Source organism: Rhodobacter capsulatus (genome assembly GCF_005144475.1).
In the GTDB taxonomy this organism is placed as follows: Bacteria; Pseudomonadota; Alphaproteobacteria; order Rhodobacterales; family Rhodobacteraceae; genus Rhodobacter; species Rhodobacter capsulatus_C.
In genome coordinates, this window is sequence record NZ_SWJZ01000014.1 from 46,966 (window position 1) to 72,485 (window position 25,520).

The following is a 25,520-nucleotide window of genomic DNA, read 5'->3' on the forward strand; positions in this document are numbered from 1 at the left end:
GATGCAATCCTGCGGCAGACCCGCCTGACGTCACGCCCCCCGAAATGAAACGGGGGAGCCGAAGCCCCCCCGCCTGATCCGGTCGCCCGGGCGACAAGATCCGTTCAGACCTTCAGCGCCGGGATGATCTGTTTCTTGCGGCTCATGATGCCCGGCAAAACCACGGTGTCGCCGGTCACGGTGCAGGGGAAAGAGGCCTCGGCGATGCGCTTGACGAAATCGTTCGGCACCAGCAGCGTCGCCTCTTCCTTCAGGATGTCGACGACGAACAGAAGCACCTGATCGGCGCCGTCTTCCTTGGCCACATCGACCATCGATTCCATCAGGCTGTCCTTGCGGTCCAGGATCAGCTTCGGCGCGGTGGTTTCCAGCACCGAGACGCGCAGCTCCTTGCCATCGACGGTGTATTCTTTCGAATCCATCCGCAAGAGCGCGGCATCCGAGAACTCGGACACGTCCGATTTCGCCTCGAACATCGCGGTGGCCAGCGCGGCCATGTCCACGCCCAGATCGGCGGCCAGTTTCTCGCACACGGCCTTGTCATGCGCGGTGGTGGTGGGGCTGCGGAATTCCAGCGTGTCGGACAGGATGCACGACAGCATCGCGCCCTTGATGCCGCGCGGGGCTTTCGCCACCGCCTCGCCCATCAGGTCGAACATGATCGTGGCGGTGCAGGCCAGCGGGCGGATGGTGATGTCGATCGGGCCCTTGGTTTCCAGACCACCGACCAGCTTGTGGTGGTCGATGATGGCCAGGATGTCGGCCTTGTTGATGCCCTCGGGCAGCTCGGCCGGGTTGTTCGTGTCGACGATGACGACCTTGTCACCGGCGTCGACGCCCGCGATGATCTCGGGTTTCGGCAGATCCCAGTGGCTCAGCACGAAGGCCGCTTCGGTGTTGGGCTCGCCCAGCAGCACCGGTTTCGCGGGCTGGCCCAGCACCTCGGTCATGTACCAGGCCCAGATGATGGGCGAGCCGGTCGAGTCGGTGTCGGGGGATTTGTGGCCGAAAACCTTGGTGGTCATGCGTTCCTCGGGTGTTGGATGGGGATTTTGGCGCTTTATAGGGCCTTGGCCCCCGCTTGTCACGTCTTGCCCACGCCATTTCGCACCTGCAGCATCACGGCGCGTGATCGGCGCCCGTGCAAATTTTTCCGACCCCGGGTGTTGACAGGCCGGGGGGGCGATGACTAACTCCCGGGTCGTTAGCACTCGCCAACGTCGAGTGCTGAAAGCATGAACCTGGAACCTTAGGGAGTGACCCAGATGGCATTCAAACCGCTGCATGACCGCGTGCTGGTCAAACGCGTTCAAAGCGAAGAAAAAACCAAGGGCGGCCTGATCATCCCCGATACGGCGAAGGAAAAACCGGCCGAGGGCGAAGTTGTCGCCGTCGGCGCCGGCGCGCGCAAGGATTCGGGCGAGCTGATCGCGCCCTCGGTCGCCGTGGGCGATCGCATCCTGTTCGGCAAATGGTCGGGCACCGAAGTCACGCTGGATGGCGTCGAGATGCTGATCATGAAAGAGTCGGACATCATGGGGATCATCTCGTAATCGACGAGAAGACCCTGATCCCCCACGATATTTGAAGGAGCCGAAAGAATGGCAGCCAAAGAAGTCAAATTCTCGACCGACGCCCGCGACCGGATGCTGCGCGGCGTCAACATCCTGGCCGATGCGGTCAAGGTGACGCTCGGCCCGAAAGGCCGCAACGTGGTGATCGAAAAATCCTTCGGCGCCCCGCGCATCACCAAGGACGGTGTCTCGGTCGCCAAGGAAATCGAACTTTCCGACAAGTTCGAGAACATGGGCGCGCAGATGGTGAAGGAAGTCGCTTCCCGCACCAACGACGAAGCCGGTGACGGCACCACCACCGCGACCGTTCTGGCGCAAGCCATTGTCCGCGAAGGCATGAAAGCCGTCGCCGCGGGCATGAACCCGATGGATCTGAAGCGCGGCATCGACCTGGCCACCACCACGGTCGTCGAAGCGATCAAATCCGCCGCCCGCCCGGTGAAAGACAGCGACGAAGTCGCGCAAGTCGGCACCATCTCGGCGAACGGCGAAGCCCAGATCGGCCGCTTCATCGCCGATGCGATGCAGAAAGTCGGCAACGAGGGTGTGATCACCGTCGAAGAAAACAAGGGCATGGACACCGAAGTCGAAGTCGTCGAAGGGATGCAATTCGACCGCGGCTATCTCTCGCCCTACTTCGTGACCAACCCCGACAAGATGATCGCGGATCTCGAAGACGCCTACATCCTGCTGCACGAGAAAAAACTCAGCTCGCTGCAGCCGATGGTGCCGCTCCTGGAAGCCGTGATCCAGTCGACCCGTCCGCTGATCATCGTCGCGGAAGACGTTGAAGGCGAAGCGCTGGCGACCCTCGTGGTCAACAAGCTGCGTGGCGGCCTGAAGATCGCCGCCGTCAAGGCGCCGGGCTTCGGCGATCGTCGCAAGGCGATGCTGCAGGACATCGCGATCCTGACCGGCGGTCAGGTGATCTCGGACGATCTGGGCATGAAGCTGGAAAACGTCACGCTCGACATGCTGGGCCGGGCGAAGAAAGTGACGATCTCGAAAGAGAACACCACGATCGTCGACGGTCATGGCGACAAGGCGGAAATCGCCGCCCGCGTCAGCCAGATCCGCACCCAGATCGAGGAAACCACCTCGGACTACGACCGTGAGAAACTGCAAGAGCGCGTGGCCAAACTGGCGGGCGGCGTTGCGGTGATCCGCGTCGGCGGCATGACCGAAGTCGAAGTGAAAGAGCGCAAGGACCGTGTGGACGACGCGCTGAACGCCACCCGCGCGGCCGTGCAGGAAGGCATCATCGTCGGCGGCGGCGTGGCTCTGGTTCAGGCCGCGAAGAAGCTGAACGACCTGACCGGCGCGAATTCGGATCAGGATGCGGGCATCTCGATCGTGCGTCGCGCGCTGGAAGCGCCGCTGCGTCAGATCGCCGAAAACGCGGGCGTCGATGGCGCCGTGGTTGCGGGCAAGGTGCGTGAATCGGCTGACCCGGCCTTCGGCTTCAACGCCCAGACCGAGGAATATGGCGACATGTTCGGCTTCGGCGTCATCGACCCGGCCAAGGTCACCCGCACCGCGCTGGAAGATGCGGCCTCGATCGCCGGTCTGCTGATCACCACCGAATGCATGATCGCCGAGAAGCCCGAGCCGAAAGCGGCCCCGGCCGGCGGCATGGGCGGCATGGGCGGCATGGACATGATGTAATCTTCCCTGCCGGGGAAGATCGAAGGGCGCCCGCAAGGGCGCCCTTTTTCGTTGCCGTGGCAGGCGGTTATTGCTGCATGCCCTTGATGTATTCCATCAGCCGCACCAGCCGCGCCGGGGTCGGCGTCGCGATGCCGTCGCCCGTGTCGTAAAGCACCACCGGCCCGTCCAGCATCGGCTCGAAGGACGGCATCTCGCCCGCCTGCGCCCCGATCATCTCGCCATGTTCGCGGTGCCCGACGATCTTCGACATCACCCGCGCCTCGGGAAAGCGGCCGTCGTTCATCATCGTCAGATCGGCCAGCGAGACCGGATGCAGCTTCAGCTCCTGCGCGATCGGCCCGGGATCGCCCCCGGTGCCATGGCAGCCCGCACAGTAATCGGCATAGTCCCTTGCGGGCGAGGGCGCCGTCAGATCGACCGCCCCCATGCAGGCCGCCAGCCCCATCGCCCCGCCGAAGCAGATCAGAATCGCACGCATCGCACACCTCCGTTTGACGGCAGCAAAGCATGCGGCGGGGCCGCCCGCCCTGATGCAGCGCAAATGGCGGGGCTCAATGCGCCTCGGCCCAGCTGGCCCCCTGCCCCGCATCGACGACAAGCGGCACCGAAAGCTGCACCGCCGGATCGGCCGCGCCTTCCATCACCGCGCGCGCCACCGCGATCAGCGGATCGACGGCGCTTTCCGCAACCTCGAAGATCAGTTCGTCATGCACCTGCAAGAGCATCCTTGCGGGCAGATGCGCGATGGCGGCGGGCATGCGGATCATCGCGCGGCGGATGATGTCGGCCGCCGCCCCCTGAATCGGCGCGTTGATCGCGGCGCGTTTGGCAAAGCCCGCGCCGGGCCCCTTGGCGTTGATCTCGGGCGTGTGGATCTTGCGGCCGAAAAGCGTTTGCACGAAGCCCTGCGCCTTGGCGAAGGCCACGGTTTCGTCCATATAGGCGCGGATGCCCGGGAACCGCTCGAAATAGCGGTCGATGAAGCCCTGCGCCTCGCTCCGCGGGATGCGCAGGTTGCGCGCAAGACCGAAGCCCGAGATGCCATAGATGACGCCGAAGTTGATCGCCTTGGCGCGGCGGCGCACCATCGGGTCCATCCCCTCGACCGGAACGCCGAACATTTCGGACGCCGTCATCGCGTGAATGTCGATGCCACGGGCGAAAGCCGCCTTCATCTCGGGCAGGTTCGCGACATGGGCAAGGATGCGGAGTTCGATCTGCGAGTAATCGAGCGAGACGATGCGATGCCCCGGCGTTGCCACGAAAGCCTCGCGGATGCGGCGGCCTTCATCGCTGCGCACGGGGATGTTCTGCAGGTTCGGATCGGTCGAGGCCAGCCGCCCGGTGTTCGCCCCCGCGATGCTGTAAGAGGTGTGCACCCGGCCGGTCTCGGGGTTCACATGCGTCTGCAGCGCATCCGTGTAGGTGGATTTCAGCTTGGCGATCTGGCGCCAGTCGAGCACCTTCGAAGCCAGCTCTGCCGCCTGTTTGTGATCCTCCATCGTGGTGATGTCTTCGAGCACATCGGCCCCGGTCGCCCAGGCCCCGGTCTTGCCCTTTTCGCCGCCCGGCACGCCCAGCTTGTCAAACAGGATCTCGCCCAGCTGCTTGGGGCTGCCCACGTTGAAGGGCTGGCCTGCAAGGGCTTGAATTTCCTCCTCAAGCCCCGCCATGCGCTGCGCAAAGACATTCGACATCCGGGCGAGGACGGCGGGATCGACCTTGACCCCCGCCATCTCCATTTCCGCCAGAACCGGCACCAGCGGGCGTTCCAGCGTCTCATAGACCGTCGTCACCCTGGCCCGGTGCAGCTGCGGCTTGAAGGCGGCCCAGAGCCGGAAGGTGATCTCGGCATCCTCGGCCGCGTAAGCCGTGGCCTTGTCCACGGGAACCTTGTCAAAGGTGATCTGCGCCTTGCCGGTGCCGATCAGCTCCTTGATCGGGATCGGCCGGTGCTGCAGATATTCCTCGGACAGCGCGTCCATTCCATGCCCGTGCAGGCCGGAAAACATCGCATAGGACATCAGCATCGTGTCATCGAAAGGCGCGACGCGGATGTTGCGCCGGGCGAAGATCTTCCAGTCGTATTTCATGTTCTGGCCGATCTTCAGGATGCTTTCATCCTCCAGAACCGGCTTCAGGATCGCAAGCGCTTCGTCCATCGGCATCTGCCCCGCCGCCCGCGCGGTGGTGCCGAAAAGATCGTCGCCGCCGGTCGTATGGCCCAGCGGAATGTAGCAGGCCCGCCCCGGCCCGGTGCAAAGCGAGACACCGACCAGATCGGCCTGCATCTCGTCCAGCGAGGTGGTCTCGGTATCGACGGCCAGCACGCCGGTTGCCTGCGCCTCGGCCAGAAAGTCGCGCAGCGCGGCGGCCTCGGTGATGCACAGATAGCGGCCGGGGTCGATCGGCGCGACATCCTCGGCCTGCGGTTGGATCCGGGCCTGCGGCGCCGCCCCCTCGGCCCAGCGCGCGGCGGCATCAGATTTGGGCGCGGGGGCGCCAACCGGGATTTCGCGGCCGAATTTCTCGGCCACGCGCTTGGTCAGGTTGCGGAACTCCATCGCCTCCAGGAAAGCGATCAGCGCCTCGGGCTCGGGCTCCTTCACCTCGAGACTGTCGAGCCCGAAGTCGAGCGGCACATGGTCCTCGAGCGTGACGAGCCGTTTCGAGACCCGGATCTGCTCGGCGAAATTGAGCAGCGTTTCGCGCCGCTTGGGCTGCTTGATCTCGCCCGCCCGCGCCAGCAGCGTTTCCAGATCGCCATAATCCGCAATCAGCTGCGCCGCGGTCTTGATGCCGATGCCGGGGGCGCCGGGCACGTTGTCGACGGAATCGCCCGCCAGCGCCTGCACGTCGATCACCCGGTTCGGCCGCACGCCGAATTTCGCCTCGACCTCCTCGGGACCGATGACGATATTCTTCATCGCATCCAGCATCACCACGCCATCGCCCACCAGCTGCATCAGATCCTTGTCCGAGGAAATGATCGTGACCCGCCCGCCCGCCTCGCGCGCTTGGCGCGCAAGAGTGGCGATGATGTCATCGGCCTCGAAGCCCTCGATTTCCAGACAGGCGAGGTTGAAGGCGCGGGTGGCGTCGCGGGTCAGCGGGAATTGCGGCCGCAGATCCTCGGGCGCGGGGGGGCGGTTTTCCTTGTAGGCGGGATAGATCTCGTTGCGGAAGGTCTTGGAACTGTAGTCGAAAATCACCGCCGCATGGGTGGGCGCATCGGCGCCCCGCGCGTCTTCGATGTAGCGGAAGATCATGTTGGTGAAGCCCGCCACGGCGCCGACGGGCAGCCCGTCGGATTTGCGCGTCAGCGGCGGCAGCGCGTGATAGGCGCGGAAGATGAAGGCCGAGCCGTCGATCAGATGCAGATGGCAGCCTTTTCCGAAACTCATGTGCGCCTCCTCTTTTGCTTCGTTGTGCCACAGCCCCCCGCAAACGAAAAGGCGGCCGCGGGGCCGCCTTTGCATCGTCGCGGGGCGCGGGCTCAGTGGTCTTCGACGGCGTTGGCGCGGTCGATGATGAATTTCTTGCCGCAATAGGGGCAGCAGATCTCGCCGCTCTCGCGCGGGATGGTCAGATACACCTTGGGGTGGCCCAAAGCGCCTTCGCCGCCGTCGCAGGCGCCTTTCCAATGGGTGACGACCTTGATTTCGGGGGCGTTCGACATGGCTGGCTCCTGAGCGCGGCAAATGGGTCGGACGGAGTTATGCGAAATAACGCCGCAGCGCGCAAGCGTTCCGCGCGGCCCCCCTCGGCAGGCGGCCGGGGGCTTTGCCCCCCCACAACGTTAAGGACGGGGGGCTTCGCCCCCCGGGCCCCCCAGCGTATTTTCGCCAAGAAGAAGCCGATGCCGTTTCTTCTTGGTCCAAATACGCCCTTTCGCGGGGGCGGCCGGGGCGGGCGTCAGTCGGTGACGACCATCGGGCCGATGCAGCGCCCGGCCAGGATGTGCAGGTGGAAATGCGGCACTTCCTGCACGCCGTTTTCACCGGCATTGGTGATGGCGCGGAAGCCCTTGGCCCCGGAATGCGCCTCGGCGCCGATCAGGCTCACCACCTTGGCCACGGCGCGGGTGAAATCGACGATCTCGGCCTCGGACGCTTCGGCGCAGAAATGATCGTAGGTGACATAGGGGCCCTTGGGGATCACCAGCACATGATCGGGGGCTTTCGGCGCGATGTCGCGGAAGGCCAGCGTGTGCGCGGTGTCGAGCACCGTGCGGTTGGGGATCTCGCCGCGCAGGATGCGGGCGAAGATGTTCGTGGGATCATAGACATAGGCCAAGGGCGTTCTCCTCAATCGACGAACAGATAATCGGTCGCCGCGATGCGATGTGCAAGATCGGGCGCGATGCCCAGAAACGCCGCCAGCGGGACGGCGTTCTCCTCCGGGCTGTCGCACTGGCGCATCCGCAGGAAGACCGGGAAGCCCGCGTCGCGCATCTGGTCGCTTTCGTGGCGCAGGTCGTTGCGGATCGTCGGCAAAAGCCGGTCGAGCACCTCGGGCGGGGTGCTGTCGCCCGCCAGCCCGACGCGGCGGGCATGACCGATCAGATAGGCGTCGGAAAAGGCGCATTCGATTTCAAGCAGCCGCACCGTGCATTTGTCGGTGGCGAAATCCCGCATCAGATCGATCGCCGCCGGATCGAGGCAGAGCACCAGCCGGTCGGTCTGATGGTAGTCGAAGAGCATCCGCAACAGCGCGCGGCGATGCCGGTTGCGCTTCTCCACCGAGCGCTCGATCCCGCCCAGATCGGGCAGGCCGCCGTCTTCGTTGAAGATATACTCCACCGCCGCCACGCCCGCCTGCTGGCGGACCTGCTCGACCAGACGCTTGGCCACATGCCATTTCTTGCACACGACCAGAAGCAGGGTGCGGTCGCGGCCAAGGCTGGATTCGCGTTCCCAAAAGCGCGGTGCGAAACGGCGCCCCTCGCGGCCGCGCCCGGTCAGGAAGCTGAACAGCGCCCGCCCCTCGTTCGAGACGGTGAAGGACACGTCGCGCTGTTCCCAGAGCGCGCTCAGCTGCGCTTTCAGCGTCAGCGCATCGGCGCTGATCTTGCGCGCGAACAGGTAATCTTGCGACACGAGCAGGTCGTAATGGTCGTTGTAGAAGGTCACCGGCATGCCGTAATCGGTGAACATCAGAAAGGTCAGGGTGCGGCGGCGGATCTCGGCTTCGGGGACCAGATGCGGCACGATGGTCTGAAAGAAGGTCTCGTCCGGGATCCAGGTGGTGCGGAAAAACCGCATCACGTCGCGGCGGCGGGCGGCGAAATCAAGCACCGCCGCGATGGTGCTGCGGCGCAGGCACCACCATTGCGAGCCGATCATCATCTGCAGATCCGCGGGCACCCGCCGCGTCAGGCCAAGCCGCCTTTGCCATTCGAACGAGGTGTAGAACAGCGTCTTTTGCGTGCGTTCGTTGAACCAGTGCCGATAGGCGAGCCGTTCTTCCTTGAAGCCGGTCTTGATCCAGTCCGAGGCATAGAAATCGAAACATTCGATGTAATCGGCATCCTCGGCGTCCAGAAAGCGATGCGCATATTCGGCGGTCTTGATCTGCATGCAATCGCCCGAGAGCATGTAGAGATGCGTCGCCTGCGGAAAGGCCTCGAGCGCCGCTTCGACCGCCGAGAGCGTCGCGGCGACGAGGCTCCATTCCCCCCAGCCGCATTTGTGCCGCCTGCGCGCGAAGGTGACGGCGGGATTGGTCGCCAGCGCCGCGCGGATCCGCGCGTAATCGTCGCGGCTGGCGCGGGCATCGAAATGGATCGCGACGAAATCCCCCGCCGAGGTCAGCCGTTCGGCCTGCGCGATGATCCCGTCGGGGTCTTTATGGGTCAGCAGGATGAAGGCGATTTTTGCCATATTGGAAACAAGCCGTGCCAGTTATGCCCTATTCGCCTAGATACCGTCAAAGGACATTGAAAAAACAGAGGTTCTTTGCTTCAAGGGTAGGAATTCTTGAAGAGTGGTGTGACAGGCTTGGCGCACTGCGACTGGAGGTTCACACCATGGGGTTTCCCGGCACTTGGATGACCGAGAGCGAGAGCGTCGTCTATCGGGTCGTTCCGAAATGCGCCTGCTCCTCGATCGGGCAGATCATGTTCTATTCCGATCACGGGCGGTTTTTCGACGGCGACATCCATGACAGCACGGCGGGGCTGCACAAGTGGAGCCAGGAGCAAAGCCAAAAGCCGATCGAGGCGAATGTCAGGGCGCACAAATCCTATGCCTTCACCTGCGTGCGCAACCCCTATGCGCGGATCCTGTCGTCCTTCTTCGACAAGATCGCGGGGATTCAACGGAACGGCAAGCGCTACCGCGGCGCGCTGGTGCCGCAGCTCATTCAGAAATACGGCATCGATGTCGGCAGCCCGGAAAACGGCTTCGAATTCGATCAGGTGGCCTCGTTCCGCCGCTTTCTGCTGTTTGCGCGCGACACCATCCGCTGGCGCCGCCCGATGGAGCCCGACATTCACTGGTCGGCGATGTCGGGGCATATCGCGACCTTCATCGTCAACGGCGGGCGCTATGACCACATCTTCTTCACCGAGAAATTCGACGAGGGGATGCAGGTCGTTCTGAACAACATCCGGACGCGCCATCCGGTCGATCTGAAGGCGGTGCCGAAGTTCAACGAAAGCGAGGGCCACGGGCCGAAGCGGGCGCATCCGGTCTCGGCCTATTTCGACGATCTGTCGCGCCATCTCGTGTGGGAAATCTACCGCAAGGATTTCCAGCTGTTCAAATACGACTTCGACAATCCCGACAACAAGATGCCGCTGGGCGAGGTCGATCTGGACGAGGTGCATGTGAAACTGGGCGATTGAGGGCAAAGACGCTTGTCTTGACCGAGGCCATCGCCGAGGTCACGCGCACCATCGGCCCTGCAACCGCCGGGGCGCCAAAGCGTCCCGGCCAGCGCCCGCCCCGCCCCTGGCGGGCGCTTCTCGCCCGCCGGGGCAGGCGCCGGCCTCTGTTGCGCGTCGCGGCAACGGTCTTGGCAAAACCGCTGCCCTGCGGGCGGGGAAAGGCGGTGCCTTTCCTTCTCCGCCCGAAACCGGGGCTCAGCCCCCCGCCCGCCGCGCCTCGAACAGCACCTGACCGCGCGGCAGCATCCGGTCGTGTTTCGTCAGATCCCAGCCAGCGGCTGCGGCCAGAACGTCGCGCTCCAGCATGTGCCGGGGCGGCCGGTCCGGATGGGTCACCACCCCGTCGGGCTGACGATAGGCTGCCCCCGCCTGCGCCTCGGGCGCCAGAAACACGGTGAAAAGAAAGACTTCGAGCCGCGGAAACCGGGCGAGGTTCGCCAGCGCCTGCCCCAGACAGTCATTCGGCAGATGCGGAAAGACCGCGAAGGCGATGGCATGGGTGATCGCCTCGGGCACGCCCGGAAAGGCGAAACCGTCGTCCGCGATCAGCTGCGCCGGGTCAAGCCGCGCCGGGTCCGCCAGTTCCGCCGCATGGCCCGCCAGCATCAGATCGCGCGAAGCATCGGTGCCCCAGTAATGCCCCGGCTGCAGATACGTGACGGCCTTGCAGCCCAGCCGCAGCGCCCCCGCCCCGATGTCGAGCAGATGATGGTGGGGCAGCATCCGCCCCACCTCGCGCAGCGCCGCCATCTGCGCCCGCCCGGTCTCGTCCCAGCGCCCGCCGACGATGGCGCGGTGCCGCCCCTCGGCCAGCGCCTTGCCGTAGAAATCCGGCGCCAGATAGGGCGAGCGGCCCATGGATCAGAGCAGCCCGGCCTGCTTGAACTGCGCCAGAATGTCGGTTTCCGGCCGCGCGCCGTAATGGCTGATCACCTCGGCCGCGGCGATGCAGCCCATCTTGCCCGCGATCTCAAGGCTTTGCCCGGTGGCGATGCCATAAAGGAAGCCTGCCGCGAATTGATCGCCCGCCCCCGTCGCATCGACCGGCACGACGCGATGCACCGGCACTTCCACCCGTTCCGTGCCGCGGATCACCACCACATCGGCGCCCGAGCGGGTGCAGACCACCAGCCCGCAGTCCGAGGCCGCCTGTTGCAGCGCGCTGTCCAGATCGGTCTGGTAAAGCGAGGTCCATTCGTGCTCGTTGCCCAGCGCGAAATCCATCTCGTCCTTCACCAGACGGCGGAAGCTGTCGCGGTGGCGATCGACGCAGAACGGATCCGAAAGCGAGATCCCCGCCCGCCCGCCGCCACGGTGGCAGCCCTGCGCCGCCTTGAGGAACCCGGCCTTGCCGTGATCCTTGTCGAAAAGATAGCCTTCAAGGAACAGGATTTCGGTGTTTTCAACGACCTCAAGCGGAACGTCTTCGGTCGAAAGCTCCGCCGAAATCCCCAGATAGGTGTTCATCGAGCGCTCGCCATCGGGCGTCACGAAGATCATCGAGCGCGACGAGGGCAGATCGGCCCCCTTCACCGGCGGGTTCGGGAAATCCGTGCCCTCGGCATTCAGCGCGGCCTTGTAGAAACGGCCCAAGGTGTCATCGGCGACGCGGCCGATGAAGGCCGCCGTCAGGCCAAGGTTGCCCAGGCCCGCGATCGTGTTGCCGACCGAGCCGCCGGGCGCCTCGGTCCGTTCCGCCATCGCGGCATAAAGCTTTTCGGCGCGATCTCGCTCGATCAGCTGCATGATGCCCTTTTCGATACCCATCGCGGCCAGGAATGCGTCGTCACATTGCGCGATCACATCGACGATGGCGTTGCCGATGCCGACAACCTGATACTTCTTCATGCGGTCTTCTCCTCGTAACGGCACAGATCCCGGATCAGGCAATCGGCGCAGCGGGGTTTGCGGGCGGTGCAGATATAGCGCCCGTGCAGGATCAGCCAGTGATGCGCGTGGCGCTGAAATTCCACCGGCACGGTGTCTTCGATGGCGCGCTCGACCGCGTCCACATCGCGCCCCGGGCAGATGCCGGTGCGGTTGCCGACGCGGAAGATATGGGTGTCGACCGCCTGCGCCGGGTGGCCCCAGCCCATGTTCAGAACGACATTCGCCGTCTTGCGCCCGACCCCGGGCAGGCTGAGCAGCGCCGCGCGCGAGGACGGCACCTGACCGTCGAAGCGCTCCATCAGCAGACGGCTCAGCGCGATCACGTTCTTCGCCTTGGTGCGGTAAAGCCCGATCGACCGGATATGTTCGGTCAGCCCCTCCTCGCCCAAGGCCAGCATCTTTTGCGGCGTGTCGGCCACGGGCCACAGGCTGCGGGTCGCCTTGTTCACCCCCACATCGGTCGCCTGCGCCGAGAGCGCGACCGCGACCAGCAGGGTAAAGGCGTTCACATGTTCCAGCTCGCCCTCGGGATGCGGATTGGCCGCCGCGAAACGGCGGAAGACCTCCTTCATCGTCGGGTAATCAAGCTGCGCAACCATGGCCCCCTTCTGCCCGCCGATCCCGCACGGGGCAAGAGGGCACGCGCAGGATTAACCGAAATCGATAAATTGCGGACAATTCGCCGCCGTTCTTAACGTTTCGTTTGCCGTGATGCGGAAAGATGGGCGGGTATCTGCAAGCTGCAGGAGGTGACATGGATTACGGTTATCCGGTTTCGGTGCTGGGCTTCGATGCCGAGCACGGGCTGTGGTCGCTCGACCACGATTTCGACGCCGCCACGATGCTGTGGCAGCTTGTCCATGGCGACACCGGGACAGAGCTGCGCGATGCGATGGGCCATGTCGTCGCCGAGGGGCAGATGACCGCCGATGTGCCGCTGGTGCTGCAAAAACCGGATGGCGGCACGATCCGGCTCGACCGGATCGAAATTGCCGGGGTGCTGTGCCTTTACATGGCCTCGGAACGGCTGACGCCCGGCATCGATTACCTTGAGGCCGAGCCCTTTGCCCTGCCCGCCCGCGCCGCCAGCCCCGAGGAAATCGCCGCCCTGCCCTGCCTTGGCGGCGGCACGACGATCGCCACCGCCGAGGGTCCGATGCCGATCGACTGGCTGCGTCCGGGCGACCGGGTGCTGACGCGCGACAACGGCTATCAGCCGCTGCTCTGGGTCGGCCAGCACACGATGCCGCGCCGCGCGCCCGCCGAAACCCGGCCCCTTCTGCTTGCCGCCGCCTGTTTCGGCGCGGCGCAACCTGAACGCGACGTGCTCTTGTCGCCCGGAACCGGGGTGCTTCTGGCCGGGCATGAACTCGAACTCTGGTTCGGCGAATCCGAGATGTTCGCCCGGGCCCGCGATGCGCTGCCCAAGGCCGAGGCCGGGGCGGGGCCGCAAAAGCTTTATTCGATGCTGCTCGCCAGCCCCGAAATCGTGCTGGCCGAGGGGATGTGGGTCAGCTCGGTCCATGCCGACGCCGGTTATCTGTCGCTGCTGCCCGACCGCATCCGCGGCGCGATCGCGCCCCGCGTCAGGGCGGGCCATGACGATCCCGCCCGCGCCTGGCTCGAAAACTGGGAAGTGGCGATGTTCCGCCGCGAACGTCTGGCCCGCGCCCGCCGCGTCGCCGCCTGACCCGGCCCGGCTGCCCCCCCTGACGCGCCCCCCCCTGACACGCCCCCCCCGGCGCGGCCCGCCCGCTTGCGGCCCGGCTTTCACCTTGGTGCAAATATCCCGGGGGGCGTCCGCTTGCGGACGGGGGGCAGCGCCCCCCTTCCCCGCCGAAACCGCAGCTTTCGGGTCGCCCGGACCGCACAACCCGGGCTAGGATGGCACAACGAAAGGCGTGCCCATGTCCGACCCGATCCCGCTTGAAGACCAGTATCACTACCGCCTGATCGCCCGGGCAATCGCCGAAATCGACGCCGCCCAGGCCGAGGCGCGGGCGGCGGGCCGCCCGGTGCAGATCCCGCTCGAAGACCTCGCGGCGCGGCTTGGGCTGTCGGCGCCGCATTTCCAGCGCGTCTTTTCGGCCTGGGCCGGGGTCTCGCCGAAACGCTACACGCAATATCTCTCGCTTGGCCTTGCGCGCGAATTGCTGGCGCAGAAGCTGCCGCTCGATCAGGTCGCCGAGACGGCGGGGCTCTCTGCCCCCTCGCGGCTGCACGATCTGATCCTGCGCTGGGAGGCGATGACGCCGGGCGAACTGGCTGCGGGCGGCGCCGGGCTGGTGATCCGCTGGGGGCGCTTCGACAGCCCCTTCGGCCCGGTGCTGGGCTTTGGCACCGCGCGCGGCCTGTGCGGCCTTGCCTTCACCGAGGAGCTGGGCCCGGACGCGGCCTTTGCCGACATGATCGCACGCTGGCCCGGCGCGCGGCTGACCGAAGACCCGGCGCCGCTGGCGGATTGGGTCGCGGCGGCTTTCGGCTCTGGCGGCGAAGCGCGGCTTTGCGTCCTTGGCGCACCGTTTCAGATCAAGGTCTGGGAGGCGCTTCTGGCCATCCCCTCGGGCGAGGTCCGCAGCTATGCGCAGATCGCCGCCCGCATCGGTAGCCCGCGCGCGGTGCGGGCGGTGGGCACGGCGGTCGGGCGCAACCCGGTCGCGGTGCTGATCCCCTGCCACCGGGTGCTGCGCGCCTCGGGGGGGCTTGGCGGCTATCACTGGGGGCTGGGGCTGAAACGGGCGCTGCTCGCCCGCGAGGCGGCCAGACACGAAGCCGGGCTCTGACCGTCTCGCCTGAAATTGATGCGCAAAAATCCGCCAAGCTTGCACAGGGCATGGAACGGCGCCGAAAATCTGTCGTAGAATGGGACAACGGCCGCGATGGCCGCAAGCACAAGGGCAGATCCATGACCAAGACCTCCACCCTCCTTCTCGCCTGCACCGGGCTTTTCGCGCTTTCCGCCTGCACCGAGCCCTACAGCCAGGGCTACAGCGGATCGTCGAGCGCCGATCCCAATGCCAACACCCGCGGCGGCGCGATCACCGGGGCGCTGATCGGCGGCGTTCTGGGCGCCACCAGCAACGGCGACGAACGGCTGGAAAAGGCCGCCGCCGGGGCGATCGTCGGCGGGCTGATCGGCGGCGCCATCGGCAACCAGCTGGACAAGCAGGCGCAAGAGCTGCGCCGCGATCTGGACACCAACGGCGTGTCCGTCGTGCGTCAGGGCGACCGCCTGATCGTGACGATGCCGCAAGACGTGCTGTTTGCCGTCGACAGCGCCGCCGTGCGCCCCGATCTGCAGCGCGATCTTTACACCCTGGCGGGCAGCCTGAACCGCTATCCCGACACCACCGTCGATGTCGTCGGCCACACCGATTCGGACGGCGACGCCGCCTATAACCAGCGCCTGTCGCAAGACCGCGCCAATTCGGTCTCGCGCCTTCTGATCGGCGCCGGGGTGCCCTCCTATCGCGTCGTCGCCTATGGCCGCGGCGAGGAACAGCCGGTGGCCTCGAACCTCAGCGCCGCGGGCAAGGCGCAAAACCGCCGCGTCGAATTCATCATCCGCCCGAACCGCTGAGCCGGGCAAATGCGTCGGCAGGCCGGGCCCCGCGCCCGGCCTGTCCATTTCCCATTGCCCGTCTTTCCCATTGGTCATAGTTTCTGACCACGGGAGAGAGACATGCCATTCCAGAAGATCGAATCCGAGAAACTTGCCTCGGCCGTGGTGCGTCAGATCGAGAATCTGATCGTCGAGGGCGTGCTGCGCCCCGGCGAGCGGCTGCCATCGGAACGCGAATTGTCCGAACGCCTTGCGGTGTCGCGGCCGTCGCTGCGCGAGGCGGTGGCCGAGCTGCAGCAGGAGGGCCTGCTGACCACCCGCGCCGGATCGGGGATCTTCGTCGCCGAAGTGCTCGGCTCGGCGTTTTCGCCCGCGCTGATCCGGCTTTTCGCCCGCAACGATCAGGCGGTCTTCGACTATCTCGCCTTCCGGCGCGACCTTGAGGGAATGGCGGCGGAACGCGCGGCAAAGATGGGCTCGGACACCGATCTGAAGGTGATCGACGCGATCCTGACGCGGATGGAAACGGCGCATGGCAAGCGCAACCCGGCCGACGAGGCGGCGCTGGATGCGCAATTCCACATGGCGATCGTCGAGGCGAGCCACAACATCATCATGCTGCACATGATGCGGGCGATGTTCGATCTTTTGTCCGAGGGCGTGTTCTACAACCGCCAGATCATGTTCCGCAACCGCTCCACGCGCGAGGCGCTGCTGGACCAGCACCGGGCGATCAACGCGGCGATTCAGGCGCGCGACGGCGGGGCGGCGCGGACGGCGGTGGCGGCGCATATGGATTTCGTCGAACTGGCGCTGACCGAATTGCGCAAGGCCGAACGGCACGAGGCGCTGGCGCGGCTGCGGCTGCAACACCAAAGCGCGAAGACGGTCTGACCCGGCCCCGGCTCAGTCCCGCGGCGGCGGCGGCAGGGCCGGATCGCGCAGGCATTTCGCCAGCGGCAGCGCCTTCAGCGTGTCGATGAACCAGACCTCGCCCTCGGCGGCGCGGCCGTAATCGCCCGCGGCACAGGCGCAGCCATAGCCGTAAGAGCCATTCGTCGCGACCCAGTCCGCGCCGAAGTCGGCATCCGACCAATCGAGGTTTTCCCAGCCGCCGACCTCCAGCGAGCCCTGCGAGGCGAACCACCAGTCCCCCTCGGCATCGGTCAGGTAGAAATTCCCCGGCGTCGGATTGACGAACCAGCCGCAGCGGGTTTCCGACCGGGCCTCGGCGAAAGCCGCCCCCGAGGTCAGCGCCAGCAGCCCCGCCAGCGTCAGGATCTTACGCAATCAGACCTCCGTCATTGTCATCGCCCGCCTCGACCAGCAGCCGCTCCATGTCGGGCACCGTGACGTGACGTTTCCCCTCCAGCTCGATCACCCCGTCGCGTTTGAGCGCCGACATCTGCCGGCTGACGGTTTCGAGCGTGAGGCCCAGATAATCCGCCATCGCCTCGCGCGTCAGCGGCAGATCGAAGGTCAGACGGCCCCGCATCTTGCGGTGACGAATCGACGCATCGCGGCGCGCGACGATCGACAGAAGCGAGGCGATCTTCTCGCGCGCGGTCTTGCGACCGAGCAAAAGCATCCATTCACGCGCCGCATCAAGCTCGTCCAAAGTCATCTGCAACAACCGCTGCGCGATATGCGGCGTGCGCTCCATCATCTCTTCGAAGGGCTTGCGGCGGAAGCAGCACATCAGGATGTCGGTCGTCGCGGTGACGTTGTAAGCGGCGCGATCGCGGCCAGGTCTTCCAACAAAATCAGAGGGTAAGAGCAATCCCACCATCTGCGTGCGACCGTCTTCGAGGGTCTGGGTCAGGGTCGCGATCCCCGAGACGACCGAGGCGACGAAGTCCATCTTGTCGCCCGACCAGATCACCGTCTGACCCGCTTCGAAGCTCCGGTAATACTTCGCGCCCTCGAGTTCATCGAGTTCGGAACTCTCGCATCTGGCGCAGACGGCCCGATGCCTGATCGGGCAGTCTCCGCATTGTAGCGAGACCGGATGAGCGTCGTCGTGAGACATTGCCTTGCTTGATTTGGGTCAATACTTTGTGCGCGTCGTGAAGGATACAATACGCCCATGAAACATGAATCGCAACTCGCCCGGCTCGGCCTCTTCGACGCCAAGGTGCCCCGCTACACCAGCTACCCGACCGCACCCCATTTTTCCAAGGATATCGGCCCCTCGCAGTTCATCGAGTGGATCGAGGCGATTCCGGCGGGGGCGTCGATCTCGCTTTACATGCACGTGCCCTTCTGTCGGCGGCTGTGCTGGTTCTGCGCCTGCCGCACCCAGGGCACGCAGACCGATGCGCCGGTGAAGACCTACGCCGAGACGCTGATCAAGGAGGTCGCGATGCTGAAATCGCACCTCGCGCCGGGCGTGAAACTGTCGCGCCTGCATTGGGGTGGCGGCACCGCGACGCTGCTGCCTGCGGAGTCGATGCGCAAGATCGCCGAAGCCGTGTTCGAAGCCGTGCCGCTGGGCGAGAAGGGCGAATTCTCGGTCGAGATCGACCCGAACGAGATCGACGACGAACGCATGGATGCGCTGGCGCAATCGGGGATGAACCGGGCCTCGGTCGGCATTCAGGATTTCGACCCCTTCATCCAGTCGGTGATCGGCCGCGAGCAGAGCTTCGAAGTGACGAAGATGGTCGTCGACATGATCCGCGACCGCGGCATCAACAGCCTGAACGCCGACATCCTCTACGGGCTGCCGCATCAGACGCCGCAGAAGATGACCGAAAGCGTCGAAAAGGTGCTGTCGCTGAAACCGGACCGGGTGGCGTTTTACGGCTACGCGCATGTGCCGTGGATGTCGCGCAGGCAATCGCTCATTCCGTCGGAAAACCTGCCGACGCCGCCCGAGCGGCTGGAGCTGTTCCACCTCTCGCGCGAGCTCTTCACCAAGGCGGGCTATGACGTGATCGGCATCGACCACTTCGCGCTGCCGCATGACGGGCTGGCCACCGCGCTGAAGGCGGGCAAGCTGCGCCGCAACTTCCAGGGCTACACCGACGATCAGGCCGAAGCCCTTGTGGGGCTGGGCGCCTCGTCGATCTCGCGCTTCCCGCAGGGCTTTGCGCAGAACGAAAGCCCGACCGGCACCTATACGGCGGCGATCCGCGAGGGCAAGTTCTCGACCCACCGCGGTTTCGTGTTCTCGAAAGAAGACCTGATGCGCGGCCGTCTGATCGAGATGCTGATGTGCGACTTCAAGGCCGACAAGGCCGAGCTGGTCGACCAATGGGGCGCCGATCCGGCGGGTCTCGATGCCGAATTCGCCGCCTGCGTCGCGAAATTCGAAGACATGGTGGTGGTGACCGACGCGGGGCTGGAAATCCCCGAGCACGGCCGCCCGCTGACGCGGATGATCGCGCGTCACTTCGATGCCTATGACCTCTCGAAAGCCGGGCACAGCTCGGCGATCTGAGGGCGCTTCCATAACAAGGGAAGGGCAGACTGGGCGCCGCAAGGCGCCCATTTCTTTTCCCCCGCCGCTTCGGGCTGGCGTTTTGCCACGAAGGGCGTAAACTGGGCGAAACCAGCACAGGAGGGATGTTTGTCGGATCTTGCGCGCCTCCGGGCCGGGGTTTGCCGGGCGGTCTGACCGCCGAAGCCTCGTGCCCCCTGAACGTCACCGGCGCCCTGGCGCCTGTCTTTCAGTGTCCTGCGAGGATCACCTTGATGACCGACACTTTTTCGCTCGCCGATCTCGGCTGGGCGCCCGATTTCCTGCGCCAGCTCACGCTGGACGAACTGTCTGCCCTCCTCCCCTGCCGCATCAGTGCGGTGCATCGCACCCGGATCGAGGCGCTTGGCCGCACCGGCCCGCTCAACCTGATGCTGCCACCCGCGCTTTGCACCGCCGACATCGCCGTCGGCGATTGGGCGCTGCACGACGGCGCCCGGCTGGTGCGCCTGCTGGACCGGCGCAGCACGCTGGCCCGCCGCGCCGCGGGCACCGGGGCGGACCGGCAGCTGATCGCCGCCAATGTCGACACGCTGTTCATCGTCACCTCCTGCAACGCCGATTTCAACCCGGCCCGGATCGAGCGCTATCTGGCGCTCGCCCGCGCCGCCGCGGTCGCCCCGGTGGTGGTGCTGACCAAGGCCGACATCCCCCCCGACCCCGCGGCCTGGCAGGACCGCGCCGCGGCGATCGACCGCCGCGTGCCGGTCATGCCGCTGGACGCCCGCGCCCCGGGCGATCGGCTGTCCGACTGGTGCCGCCCCGGCCAGACGGTGGCGCTGCTTGGCTCCTCGGGTGTCGGAAAGACCACGCTTGCCAATGCCTTGACCGGCGCGGTTCAGGCCACGGCGGCAATCCGCGAAGACGATGCGAAGGGCCGCCACACCACCACCGGGCGGCATCTGCGCCGGCTCGCGCAGGGCGGCTGGCTGATCGACACGCCCGGCATGCGGGAATTGCGGCTCAGTGATGCGGGGGCGGGGATCGCCGCGACCTTCGACGATCTCGACGCGCTGGCGGGGCAGTGCCGCTTTGCCGATTGCAACCATCAGACCGAGCCGGGCTGCGCGGTGCAGGCGGCGATCGGCGCGGGAACCGTCGATCCGGCGCGGCTGGCGCGCTGGCAAAAGCTGCGCCGCGAGGATCGGATCAATTCCGAAACCCTGGCCGAGGCCCATGCCCGCGACCGCGCCTTCGGCAAGAGGACCCGCGCAGCGCTGCGCGACAAATCCCGGCTGCGCGGCGACTGACGTCGGTTCGGGGGCCGGTGGGGGCATCGCCCCCACCGCGCCCGACGCGCGGCGGGCTTGCCCGCCCAAGGAGGGCGCAATCCCCCCCGGACGTCAGCTCAACGTGCCGCCCGCGGTTTCGACAAAGCGGATCAGCCGCGGCAGGCACTGGCTTTCCAGATCATATTTCGCCACCACCGAGGCCCGCGCCGCCTTGCGCATCTCAAGGTAAGCCTCGGGCCGCGCCAGCGCATCGATCAGCGCCGCCGACCAGCCCTTGATGTCGAAGAACCCGACCAGCCGCCCGTTCACCCCGTCCTCGATCACCTCGCGCAGCGGCGCCGTGTCCGAGCCCACCACCATCGCCCCCGCCGACATCGCCTCCATCAGCGACCAGCTGAGGACAAAGGGATAGGTCAGATAGGCATGAACCCGGCCGATCTGCATGATCGCGACGAAATCGGCATAGGGCACGCGGCCCAGAAAATGCACCCGGCTCAGATCGAGGCGATCCTTCACCTCGTCCAGGAACTTCTGCTTCCACGACCCCTCGGCGGGCGCCGCGCCATAGCTTTGCCCCTCCTCGCCGATGATCAGCACCTGCGCCGCGGGCCGCGCCGCCAGCACCTCGGGCAAGGCCCGCATGAAGGTGTGATAGCCGCGATAGGGCTCAAGCGAGCGGTTGATGAAGGTCACCACCTCGTCACCCGCGCAGAGCGTCAGGCCGGTGCCCGGCACGGTGTAGCGCGCCGCGGGGTTCGGCACCAGCCGCGCCGTGTTCACCCCGTCATGGCAGATGGTGATCTTGGCGCGCAGCTCGGGCGGGAAGGTCGAGGCCTGAAATTCCGTGGGCGAGAGCGCCGCATCCGCCTGCACGATCGACTGAATCAGATGCGCCGACCGCGCCGTGGTCGAGATCCGGCTTTCCAGCCCGGGCTTGGCGAATTCCGGGTCGAAATCAGTATCCAGCCCGGTGGTTTTATACATCAGCTCGGCATAGACCAGCAGCTTCGCCTCGGGCCAGACCTCGCGCAGGAACAGCGTCTCGCCCCAGCCCGGATGGCCGAAGATCACGTCGGGCACATAATCATGGCTCATGCGCAACTGCCGCGCCGCAAGGGCCGCGCGCAGGCCGCGCTCGCTCACCTCGGCATACATTTTCGTCAGCCGCGGCTCCAGCTTCACCTCGGCAGGCTTGCGGTATTTCACCACCTTCACCGGCGCGGCGCGGGTGTTGGTTTCCGTCGTCAGCGCCAGAACCTCGTGGCCGCGCGCCGCCAGCGCCGGGGCAAGATGCGGAAACTGGCCGGGAAAATTCTGATGGACGAACAGGATCTTCATGCGGGTTTTCCCAAAGCCGCGGCGATCAGCGCGCGGGTATAGTCGGAAACGGGGCGTTCGAAAATCTGCGCCGCGGGACCGGCCTCGACCACATCGCCCTCCTTCATCACCATGATCTTGTGCGCCATCGCCCGCACCACGCGCAGATCATGGCTGATGAACAGATAAGCCAGCCCGTAACGGCGCTGCAGATCGCGCAGCAAATCGACGATCTGCACCTGCACCGTCATGTCCAGCGCCGAGGTCGGCTCATCCAGCACGACGACGCGCGGCCGCAGGATCATCGCCCGGGCAATCGCGATGCGCTGGCGCTGCCCGCCGCTGAATTCATGCGGATAGCGCGCCATCGCGGCGGGATCGAGCCCGACCTCGGCCATGATCTCCGCCACCATCTCGCGCCGGTTGCGGCCCGGCTCGACGCCATGCACCGTCAGCCCCTCGGCGATGATCTGCTCGATCGTCATGCGCGGGCTGAGACTGCCGAACGGGTCCTGAAACACGATCTGCATGTCGCGGCGCAAGGGCCGCAGCTGTTTCGCCTGCCAGCGCGAAATATCCTGCCCGGCAAAGCGGACCGGCCCCTCGCTTTCGATCAGCCGCATCAGGGCCAGCGCCAGCGTGGTTTTCCCCGAGCCGGATTCCCCCACGATGCCAAGGGTTTCCCCCGCCCGCACCGACAGGCTTGCGTCCTTCACCGCCTTCACATGGCCGATGGTGCGGCGCAACAGCCCGCGCTTGATCGGAAACCAGACCTTCAGCGCCTCGGCCTGCAAGAGCGGCTCGGCCCCTTCGGGCACGGGTTCCGCCCGGCCCACAGGTTCCGCCGCCAGAAGCTTCCTTGTGTAGGGATGCTGCGGATTGGCGAAAATCTCCTCGGTCCGGCCCTGTTCGACGATCTCGCCCCGGCGCATCACGCAGACCCGGTCGGCGATGCGCCGCACCACCCCCAGATCATGGCTGATGAACAGAAGGCTCATCCCCAGATCGCGTTTCAGTTCCGCCAGAAGCTCGAGGATCTGCGCCTGAATCGTCACATCCAGCGCCGTCGTGGGCTCATCCGCCACCAGCAGCTCCGGCCCGTTCGCCAGCGCCATCGCGATCATCACCCGCTGCCGCTGCCCGCCCGACAGCTGATGCGGCAGATCCCCCAGACGGCTTTCCGGGTTCGAAATGCCGACCCGGGTCAGCAACTCGACAATCCGCGCCCGCGCCGCGGCACCGCTCAGCCCCTGATGCAGCGCCAGGCTTTCCGCAATCTGCTTTTCGATCGAATGCAACGGGTTGAGCGAGGTCATCGGCTCTTGAAAGATGAAGCTGATGTCATTGCCGCGCACATCGCGCAGCGTGGGCTCATCCGCCCCCACCATCTCGCGACCCAGATAGCGGACCGAGCCCTGAACCCGCGCATTCGGCCCCAGAAGCGACACGGTCGACAGCGCCGTCACCGACTTGCCGGAACCGGATTCGCCCACCAGCGCCACGGTTTCGCCCTTCTCCACGGTGAAGCTGACGCCCTTGACGGCGGGCACCTCTCGGCCCTCCTGACGGAAGCTGACGCGCAGATTTTCGACGGTGAGAACGGGGGTCATTTGAACACCTTGCGCGGGTCAAAGGCATCGCGCAGGCCCTCGAACACGAAGACAAGCAGCGAGAGCATGGTGGCGAAGGTGACAAAGGCGGTAAAGGCCAGCCAGGGCGCCTGCAGATGCTGTTTCGCCTGCAGGGCCAGTTCCCCAAGCGAGGGCGCCGAGGAGGGCAGCCCGTAGCCAAGGTAATCAAGCGTCGCCAGCCCCGAAATCGCCCCGGTGATGACAAAGGGCAGCATGGTGATGGTGGCGACCATCGCATTCGGCAGGATGTGGCGGACCATGATGACGCGATCGGAAACCCCCAGCGCCCGGGCGGCGCGGACATATTCGAAATTGCGCGCGCGCAGGAACTCGGCCCGCACGACGCCGGTCAGCGCGGGCCAGCCAAACAGGATCGTCACCCCCACAAGCAGCCAGAAGCTGCGCCCCAGGATCGCGAACAGGATGATGATGACGTAAAGCGAGGGGGTGGAGGACCAGATTTCCAAGAGCCGCTGGAAGATCAGATCGACCTTGCCGCCGAAATAGCCCTGCACCGCCCCCGCCGCGATGCCCAGCACCGAGGAGACCGAGGCGACGATCAGCGCGAAAGCGACCGAGATCCGAAAGCCGTAGATCACCCGCGCCGCCACATCGCGCGCGGTGTCGTCGGTGCCCAGCCAATGGTCGCGATCTGGGGCCGAGGGCGCGGTGCCGACATCGTTGATCGTGCGGTAGTGATAGGGGATCACCGGCCAGATCATCCAGCCCTTTTCAATGGCTTCGCCGCCAACGGTGCCACTGGTCTCGGCCTCTTTCCGGGTGTCCTCGGGCGTATCCCAGCATTCGCTCCGCCCGCCGGTGACGATCAGGCATTGCACGGCGGGATCGGTGTAGATCGCCTCGGTGCGGAAATCGCCGCCAAAGGCGGTTTCGGGGTAGAACTGATAGACCGGGAAGAAGAATTCGCCGCGGTAGCGCACCACGATCGGGTGATCATTGGCGATCAGCTCGGCGAAAAGCGACAGGACGAACAGCGTCGTAAAGACGATCAGCGACCAGAAGGCGCGGCGGTTGGCGCGAAAGTTGCGCCAGCGGCGCTGCGCAAGGGGTGACAAGGCCATCAACCGGCCCTCCGCTCGAAGTCGATGCGCGGATCGACAAGGGTATAGGTGATGTCGGAGAGGATCCCGATCCCCAGCGAAATCAGCCCGAACGCATAAAGCGAGCCGAAAACAACGGGATAGTCACGCTCGACCGCGGCCTGATAGCCCAGAAGGCCGAGGCCGTCGAGCGAGAACATCGTCTCGATGATCAGCGAGCCGGAAAAGAGGACCGAGAGGAACAGCCCCGGAAACCCCGCAATGACGATCAGCATGGCGTTGCGGAAGACATGGCCGTAAAGCACGCGGGATTCGGTCAGCCCCTTGGCGCGGGCGGTCATCACATATTGCTTGTTGATCTCGTCCAGGAACGAATTCTTCGTCAACAGCGTCAGCGTGACGAAGGAGGACAGCGTGATCGCAATCGTCGGCAGGCAGATGTGCCAGAGGTAATCGAGCACCTTGCCGCCCAGCGAGAGCGTGTCGAAATCATCCGAGGTGAGGCCGCGCAGCGGGAAGATCTTCCAGTAGCTGCCGCCCGCGAACAGCACCATCAAGAGGACGGAAAACACAAGCGTCGGAATGGCATAGGCGACGATGATCGCGGCCGAGGTCCAGGTGTCGAAGCTGGTGCCGTCCTTCACCGCCTTGCGGATGCCCAAGGGGATCGAGATCAGATAGGCGAGCAGCGTCGACCAGAGCCCCAGCGAGATCGAGACCGGAAGTTTCTCGATCACCAGATCGATCACCGACTTGTTCTTGAAGAAGCTGTTGCCGAAATCGAAGACGAGGTAATCGCCCATCATCTTGAAGAACCGCTCATGCGCCGGGATCTTTTCGCGCGTGCAGGCCGGGTCCTTCAGGTTCGGCGTGCCGGTGAAGCCCTCGGCGCAGGTGATGCGCGAAAAGCCCATCTGCACTTCGAGCTGCGCCAGCAGGTCGGGGGAAATCCCCCGTGCGCCCTGATAGCCCATGTCCTCGGCCGATTGGCCCTGCCCCGCATCGGCGCCGCCGGTCAGGTTGCGCGTGGCATCGGACTCCCCCTGCACCCGGGCGATGATGCTTTCGATCGGCCCCCCGGGCACGAATTGCGTCAGCGCGAAATTGATCAGCATGATGCCGAAAAGCGTCGGCACAACCAGCATCAACCGCCGCAGGATATAGGCGCCCATCGTTCCCTTGCCTTGCAGTTTTGCAACTTTTCCGCGCGCAAAA

At 65.7% G+C, this 25,520-nt stretch carries 24 protein-coding genes; 9 read left to right on the forward strand and 15 right to left on the reverse strand.

Going from position 1 to position 25,520, the window contains the following annotated elements; translation table 11 throughout:
- Window positions 1-104: 104 nt before the first annotated feature.
- Window positions 105-1,025 (reverse strand): manganese-dependent inorganic pyrophosphatase, encoded by a 921-nt coding sequence (locus FBT96_RS04750; protein ID WP_136905188.1) that lies wholly within the window; start codon window positions 1,023-1,025, stop codon window positions 105-107.
- A 240-nt stretch (window positions 1,026-1,265) separates the two neighbouring features.
- On the opposite strand from FBT96_RS04750, the gene FBT96_RS04755 reads away from it, so the two are divergent.
- Together FBT96_RS04755 and groL are read left to right on the forward strand one after the other, a co-directional pair.
- Window positions 1,266-1,553 (forward strand): co-chaperone GroES, encoded by a 288-nt coding sequence (locus FBT96_RS04755; protein WP_055212665.1) that lies wholly within the window; start codon window positions 1,266-1,268, stop codon window positions 1,551-1,553.
- Window positions 1,554-1,601: 48 nt separating this feature from the next.
- Complete coding sequence (gene groL, locus FBT96_RS04760) at window positions 1,602-3,239, forward strand: chaperonin GroEL (protein WP_136905189.1); 1,638 nt, start codon at window positions 1,602-1,604, stop codon at window positions 3,237-3,239.
- Window positions 3,240-3,306: 67 nt separating this feature from the next.
- Here the strand turns inward: groL and FBT96_RS04765 are convergent, their stop codons facing one another.
- From FBT96_RS04765 to FBT96_RS04785, 5 genes are all read right to left on the reverse strand, one after another.
- The gene (locus FBT96_RS04765) at window positions 3,307-3,720 is read right to left on the reverse strand and encodes a cytochrome c family protein (protein ID WP_136905190.1); all 414 of its coding nucleotides are present in this window, start codon (window positions 3,718-3,720) and stop codon (window positions 3,307-3,309) included.
- Window positions 3,721-3,793: 73 nt separating this feature from the next.
- Window positions 3,794-6,646 carry a DNA polymerase I gene (gene polA, locus FBT96_RS04770; RefSeq protein ID WP_136905191.1) on the reverse strand — a complete coding sequence of 951 codons (2,853 nt, stop codon included), beginning with the start codon at window positions 6,644-6,646 and terminating at the stop codon, window positions 3,794-3,796.
- Between the two features lie 92 nt (window positions 6,647-6,738).
- Window positions 6,739-6,921, reverse strand: a complete 183-nt coding sequence (locus tag FBT96_RS04775; protein ID WP_136905192.1) for a zinc-finger domain-containing protein — start codon at window positions 6,919-6,921, stop codon at window positions 6,739-6,741.
- A 236-nt stretch (window positions 6,922-7,157) separates the two neighbouring features.
- Window positions 7,158-7,538, reverse strand: coding sequence for an HIT domain-containing protein (locus tag FBT96_RS04780; protein WP_136905193.1), 381 nt, complete (start codon window positions 7,536-7,538; stop codon window positions 7,158-7,160).
- An 11-nt stretch (window positions 7,539-7,549) separates the two neighbouring features.
- Window positions 7,550-9,124 carry a DUF5928 domain-containing protein gene (locus FBT96_RS04785; RefSeq protein WP_136905194.1) on the reverse strand — a complete coding sequence of 525 codons (1,575 nt, stop codon included), beginning with the start codon at window positions 9,122-9,124 and terminating at the stop codon, window positions 7,550-7,552.
- Window positions 9,125-9,270: 146 nt separating this feature from the next.
- Between FBT96_RS04785 and FBT96_RS04790 the strand changes: the two genes are divergently transcribed.
- Window positions 9,271-10,089, forward strand: a complete 819-nt coding sequence (locus FBT96_RS04790) for a sulfotransferase family protein (RefSeq protein ID WP_136905195.1) — start codon at window positions 9,271-9,273, stop codon at window positions 10,087-10,089.
- Window positions 10,090-10,326: 237 nt separating this feature from the next.
- Here the strand turns inward: FBT96_RS04790 and FBT96_RS04795 are convergent, their stop codons facing one another.
- The 3 genes from FBT96_RS04795 to nth are packed head-to-tail and all read right to left on the reverse strand — an operon-like array spanning window position 10,327 to window position 12,620.
- Window positions 10,327-10,989 (reverse strand): class I SAM-dependent methyltransferase, encoded by a 663-nt coding sequence (locus FBT96_RS04795; protein WP_136905196.1) that lies wholly within the window; start codon window positions 10,987-10,989, stop codon window positions 10,327-10,329.
- Window positions 10,990-10,992: 3 nt separating this feature from the next.
- On the reverse strand, window positions 10,993-11,979 hold the full coding sequence (locus FBT96_RS04800) for an adenosine kinase (RefSeq protein WP_136905197.1): 987 nt from the start codon (window positions 11,977-11,979) through the stop codon (window positions 10,993-10,995).
- Entirely contained in the window at window positions 11,976-12,620 is a 645-nt protein-coding gene (gene nth / locus FBT96_RS04805) for an endonuclease III (protein WP_136905198.1), read from the reverse strand. Before nth ends, FBT96_RS04800 begins: the two co-directional genes overlap by 4 nt.
- A 155-nt stretch (window positions 12,621-12,775) precedes the next feature.
- Between nth and FBT96_RS04810 the strand changes: the two genes are divergently transcribed.
- The 4 genes from FBT96_RS04810 (at window position 12,776) to FBT96_RS04825 (ending at window position 16,477) form a co-directional block, all read left to right on the forward strand.
- On the forward strand, window positions 12,776-13,711 hold the full coding sequence (locus FBT96_RS04810; RefSeq protein ID WP_169583217.1) for a Hint domain-containing protein: 936 nt from the start codon (window positions 12,776-12,778) through the stop codon (window positions 13,709-13,711).
- Window positions 13,712-13,928: 217 nt separating this feature from the next.
- Complete coding sequence (locus FBT96_RS04815) at window positions 13,929-14,804, forward strand: methylated-DNA--[protein]-cysteine S-methyltransferase (protein WP_136905200.1); 876 nt, start codon at window positions 13,929-13,931, stop codon at window positions 14,802-14,804.
- A gap of 122 nt (window positions 14,805-14,926) precedes the next feature.
- Window positions 14,927-15,601, forward strand: a complete 675-nt coding sequence (locus tag FBT96_RS04820; protein WP_055212652.1) for an OmpA family protein — start codon at window positions 14,927-14,929, stop codon at window positions 15,599-15,601.
- Window positions 15,602-15,703: 102 nt separating this feature from the next.
- On the forward strand, window positions 15,704-16,477 hold the full coding sequence (locus FBT96_RS04825) for a FadR/GntR family transcriptional regulator (protein WP_136905201.1): 774 nt from the start codon (window positions 15,704-15,706) through the stop codon (window positions 16,475-16,477).
- A 12-nt stretch (window positions 16,478-16,489) separates the two neighbouring features.
- Here the strand turns inward: FBT96_RS04825 and FBT96_RS04830 are convergent, their stop codons facing one another.
- Together FBT96_RS04830 and fnrL are read right to left on the reverse strand one after the other, a co-directional pair.
- On the reverse strand, window positions 16,490-16,873 hold the full coding sequence (locus FBT96_RS04830; protein ID WP_136905202.1) for a DUF4087 domain-containing protein: 384 nt from the start codon (window positions 16,871-16,873) through the stop codon (window positions 16,490-16,492).
- Entirely contained in the window at window positions 16,866-17,612 is a 747-nt protein-coding gene (gene fnrL / locus FBT96_RS04835; RefSeq protein ID WP_055212649.1) for a transcriptional regulator FnrL, read from the reverse strand. Before fnrL ends, FBT96_RS04830 begins: the two co-directional genes overlap by 8 nt.
- Before the next feature lie 57 nt (window positions 17,613-17,669).
- Here fnrL and hemN point away from each other — a divergent pair, with 57 nt between their 5' ends.
- Both hemN and rsgA read left to right on the forward strand, forming a co-directional pair.
- On the forward strand, window positions 17,670-19,025 hold the full coding sequence (gene hemN, locus FBT96_RS04840; protein WP_136905203.1) for an oxygen-independent coproporphyrinogen III oxidase: 1,356 nt from the start codon (window positions 17,670-17,672) through the stop codon (window positions 19,023-19,025).
- A gap of 254 nt (window positions 19,026-19,279) precedes the next feature.
- Window positions 19,280-20,314 (forward strand): ribosome small subunit-dependent GTPase A, encoded by a 1,035-nt coding sequence (gene rsgA, locus FBT96_RS04845; protein ID WP_136905204.1) that lies wholly within the window; start codon window positions 19,280-19,282, stop codon window positions 20,312-20,314.
- Window positions 20,315-20,407: 93 nt separating this feature from the next.
- Here rsgA and FBT96_RS04850 read toward each other — a convergent pair whose 3' ends face one another.
- Genes FBT96_RS04850 through FBT96_RS04865 form a run of 4 tightly spaced genes read right to left on the reverse strand, consistent with a single transcriptional unit; the run spans window position 20,408 to window position 25,477 of the window.
- Complete coding sequence (locus FBT96_RS04850) at window positions 20,408-21,634, reverse strand: glycosyltransferase (protein ID WP_136905205.1); 1,227 nt, start codon at window positions 21,632-21,634, stop codon at window positions 20,408-20,410.
- Entirely contained in the window at window positions 21,631-23,223 is a 1,593-nt protein-coding gene (locus FBT96_RS04855) for an ABC transporter ATP-binding protein (protein ID WP_136905206.1), read from the reverse strand. Before FBT96_RS04855 ends, FBT96_RS04850 begins: the two co-directional genes overlap by 4 nt.
- Window positions 23,220-24,326: an ABC transporter permease gene (locus FBT96_RS04860; protein ID WP_136905207.1), complete on the reverse strand. Its 1,107-nt coding sequence runs from the start codon at window positions 24,324-24,326 to the stop codon at window positions 23,220-23,222. Before FBT96_RS04860 ends, FBT96_RS04855 begins: the two co-directional genes overlap by 4 nt.
- Window positions 24,326-25,477 (reverse strand): microcin C ABC transporter permease YejB, encoded by a 1,152-nt coding sequence (locus FBT96_RS04865; protein ID WP_136905208.1) that lies wholly within the window; start codon window positions 25,475-25,477, stop codon window positions 24,326-24,328. The genes FBT96_RS04860 and FBT96_RS04865 overlap by 1 nt, the downstream gene beginning before the upstream one ends.
- Window positions 25,478-25,520: the final 43 nt, after the last annotated feature.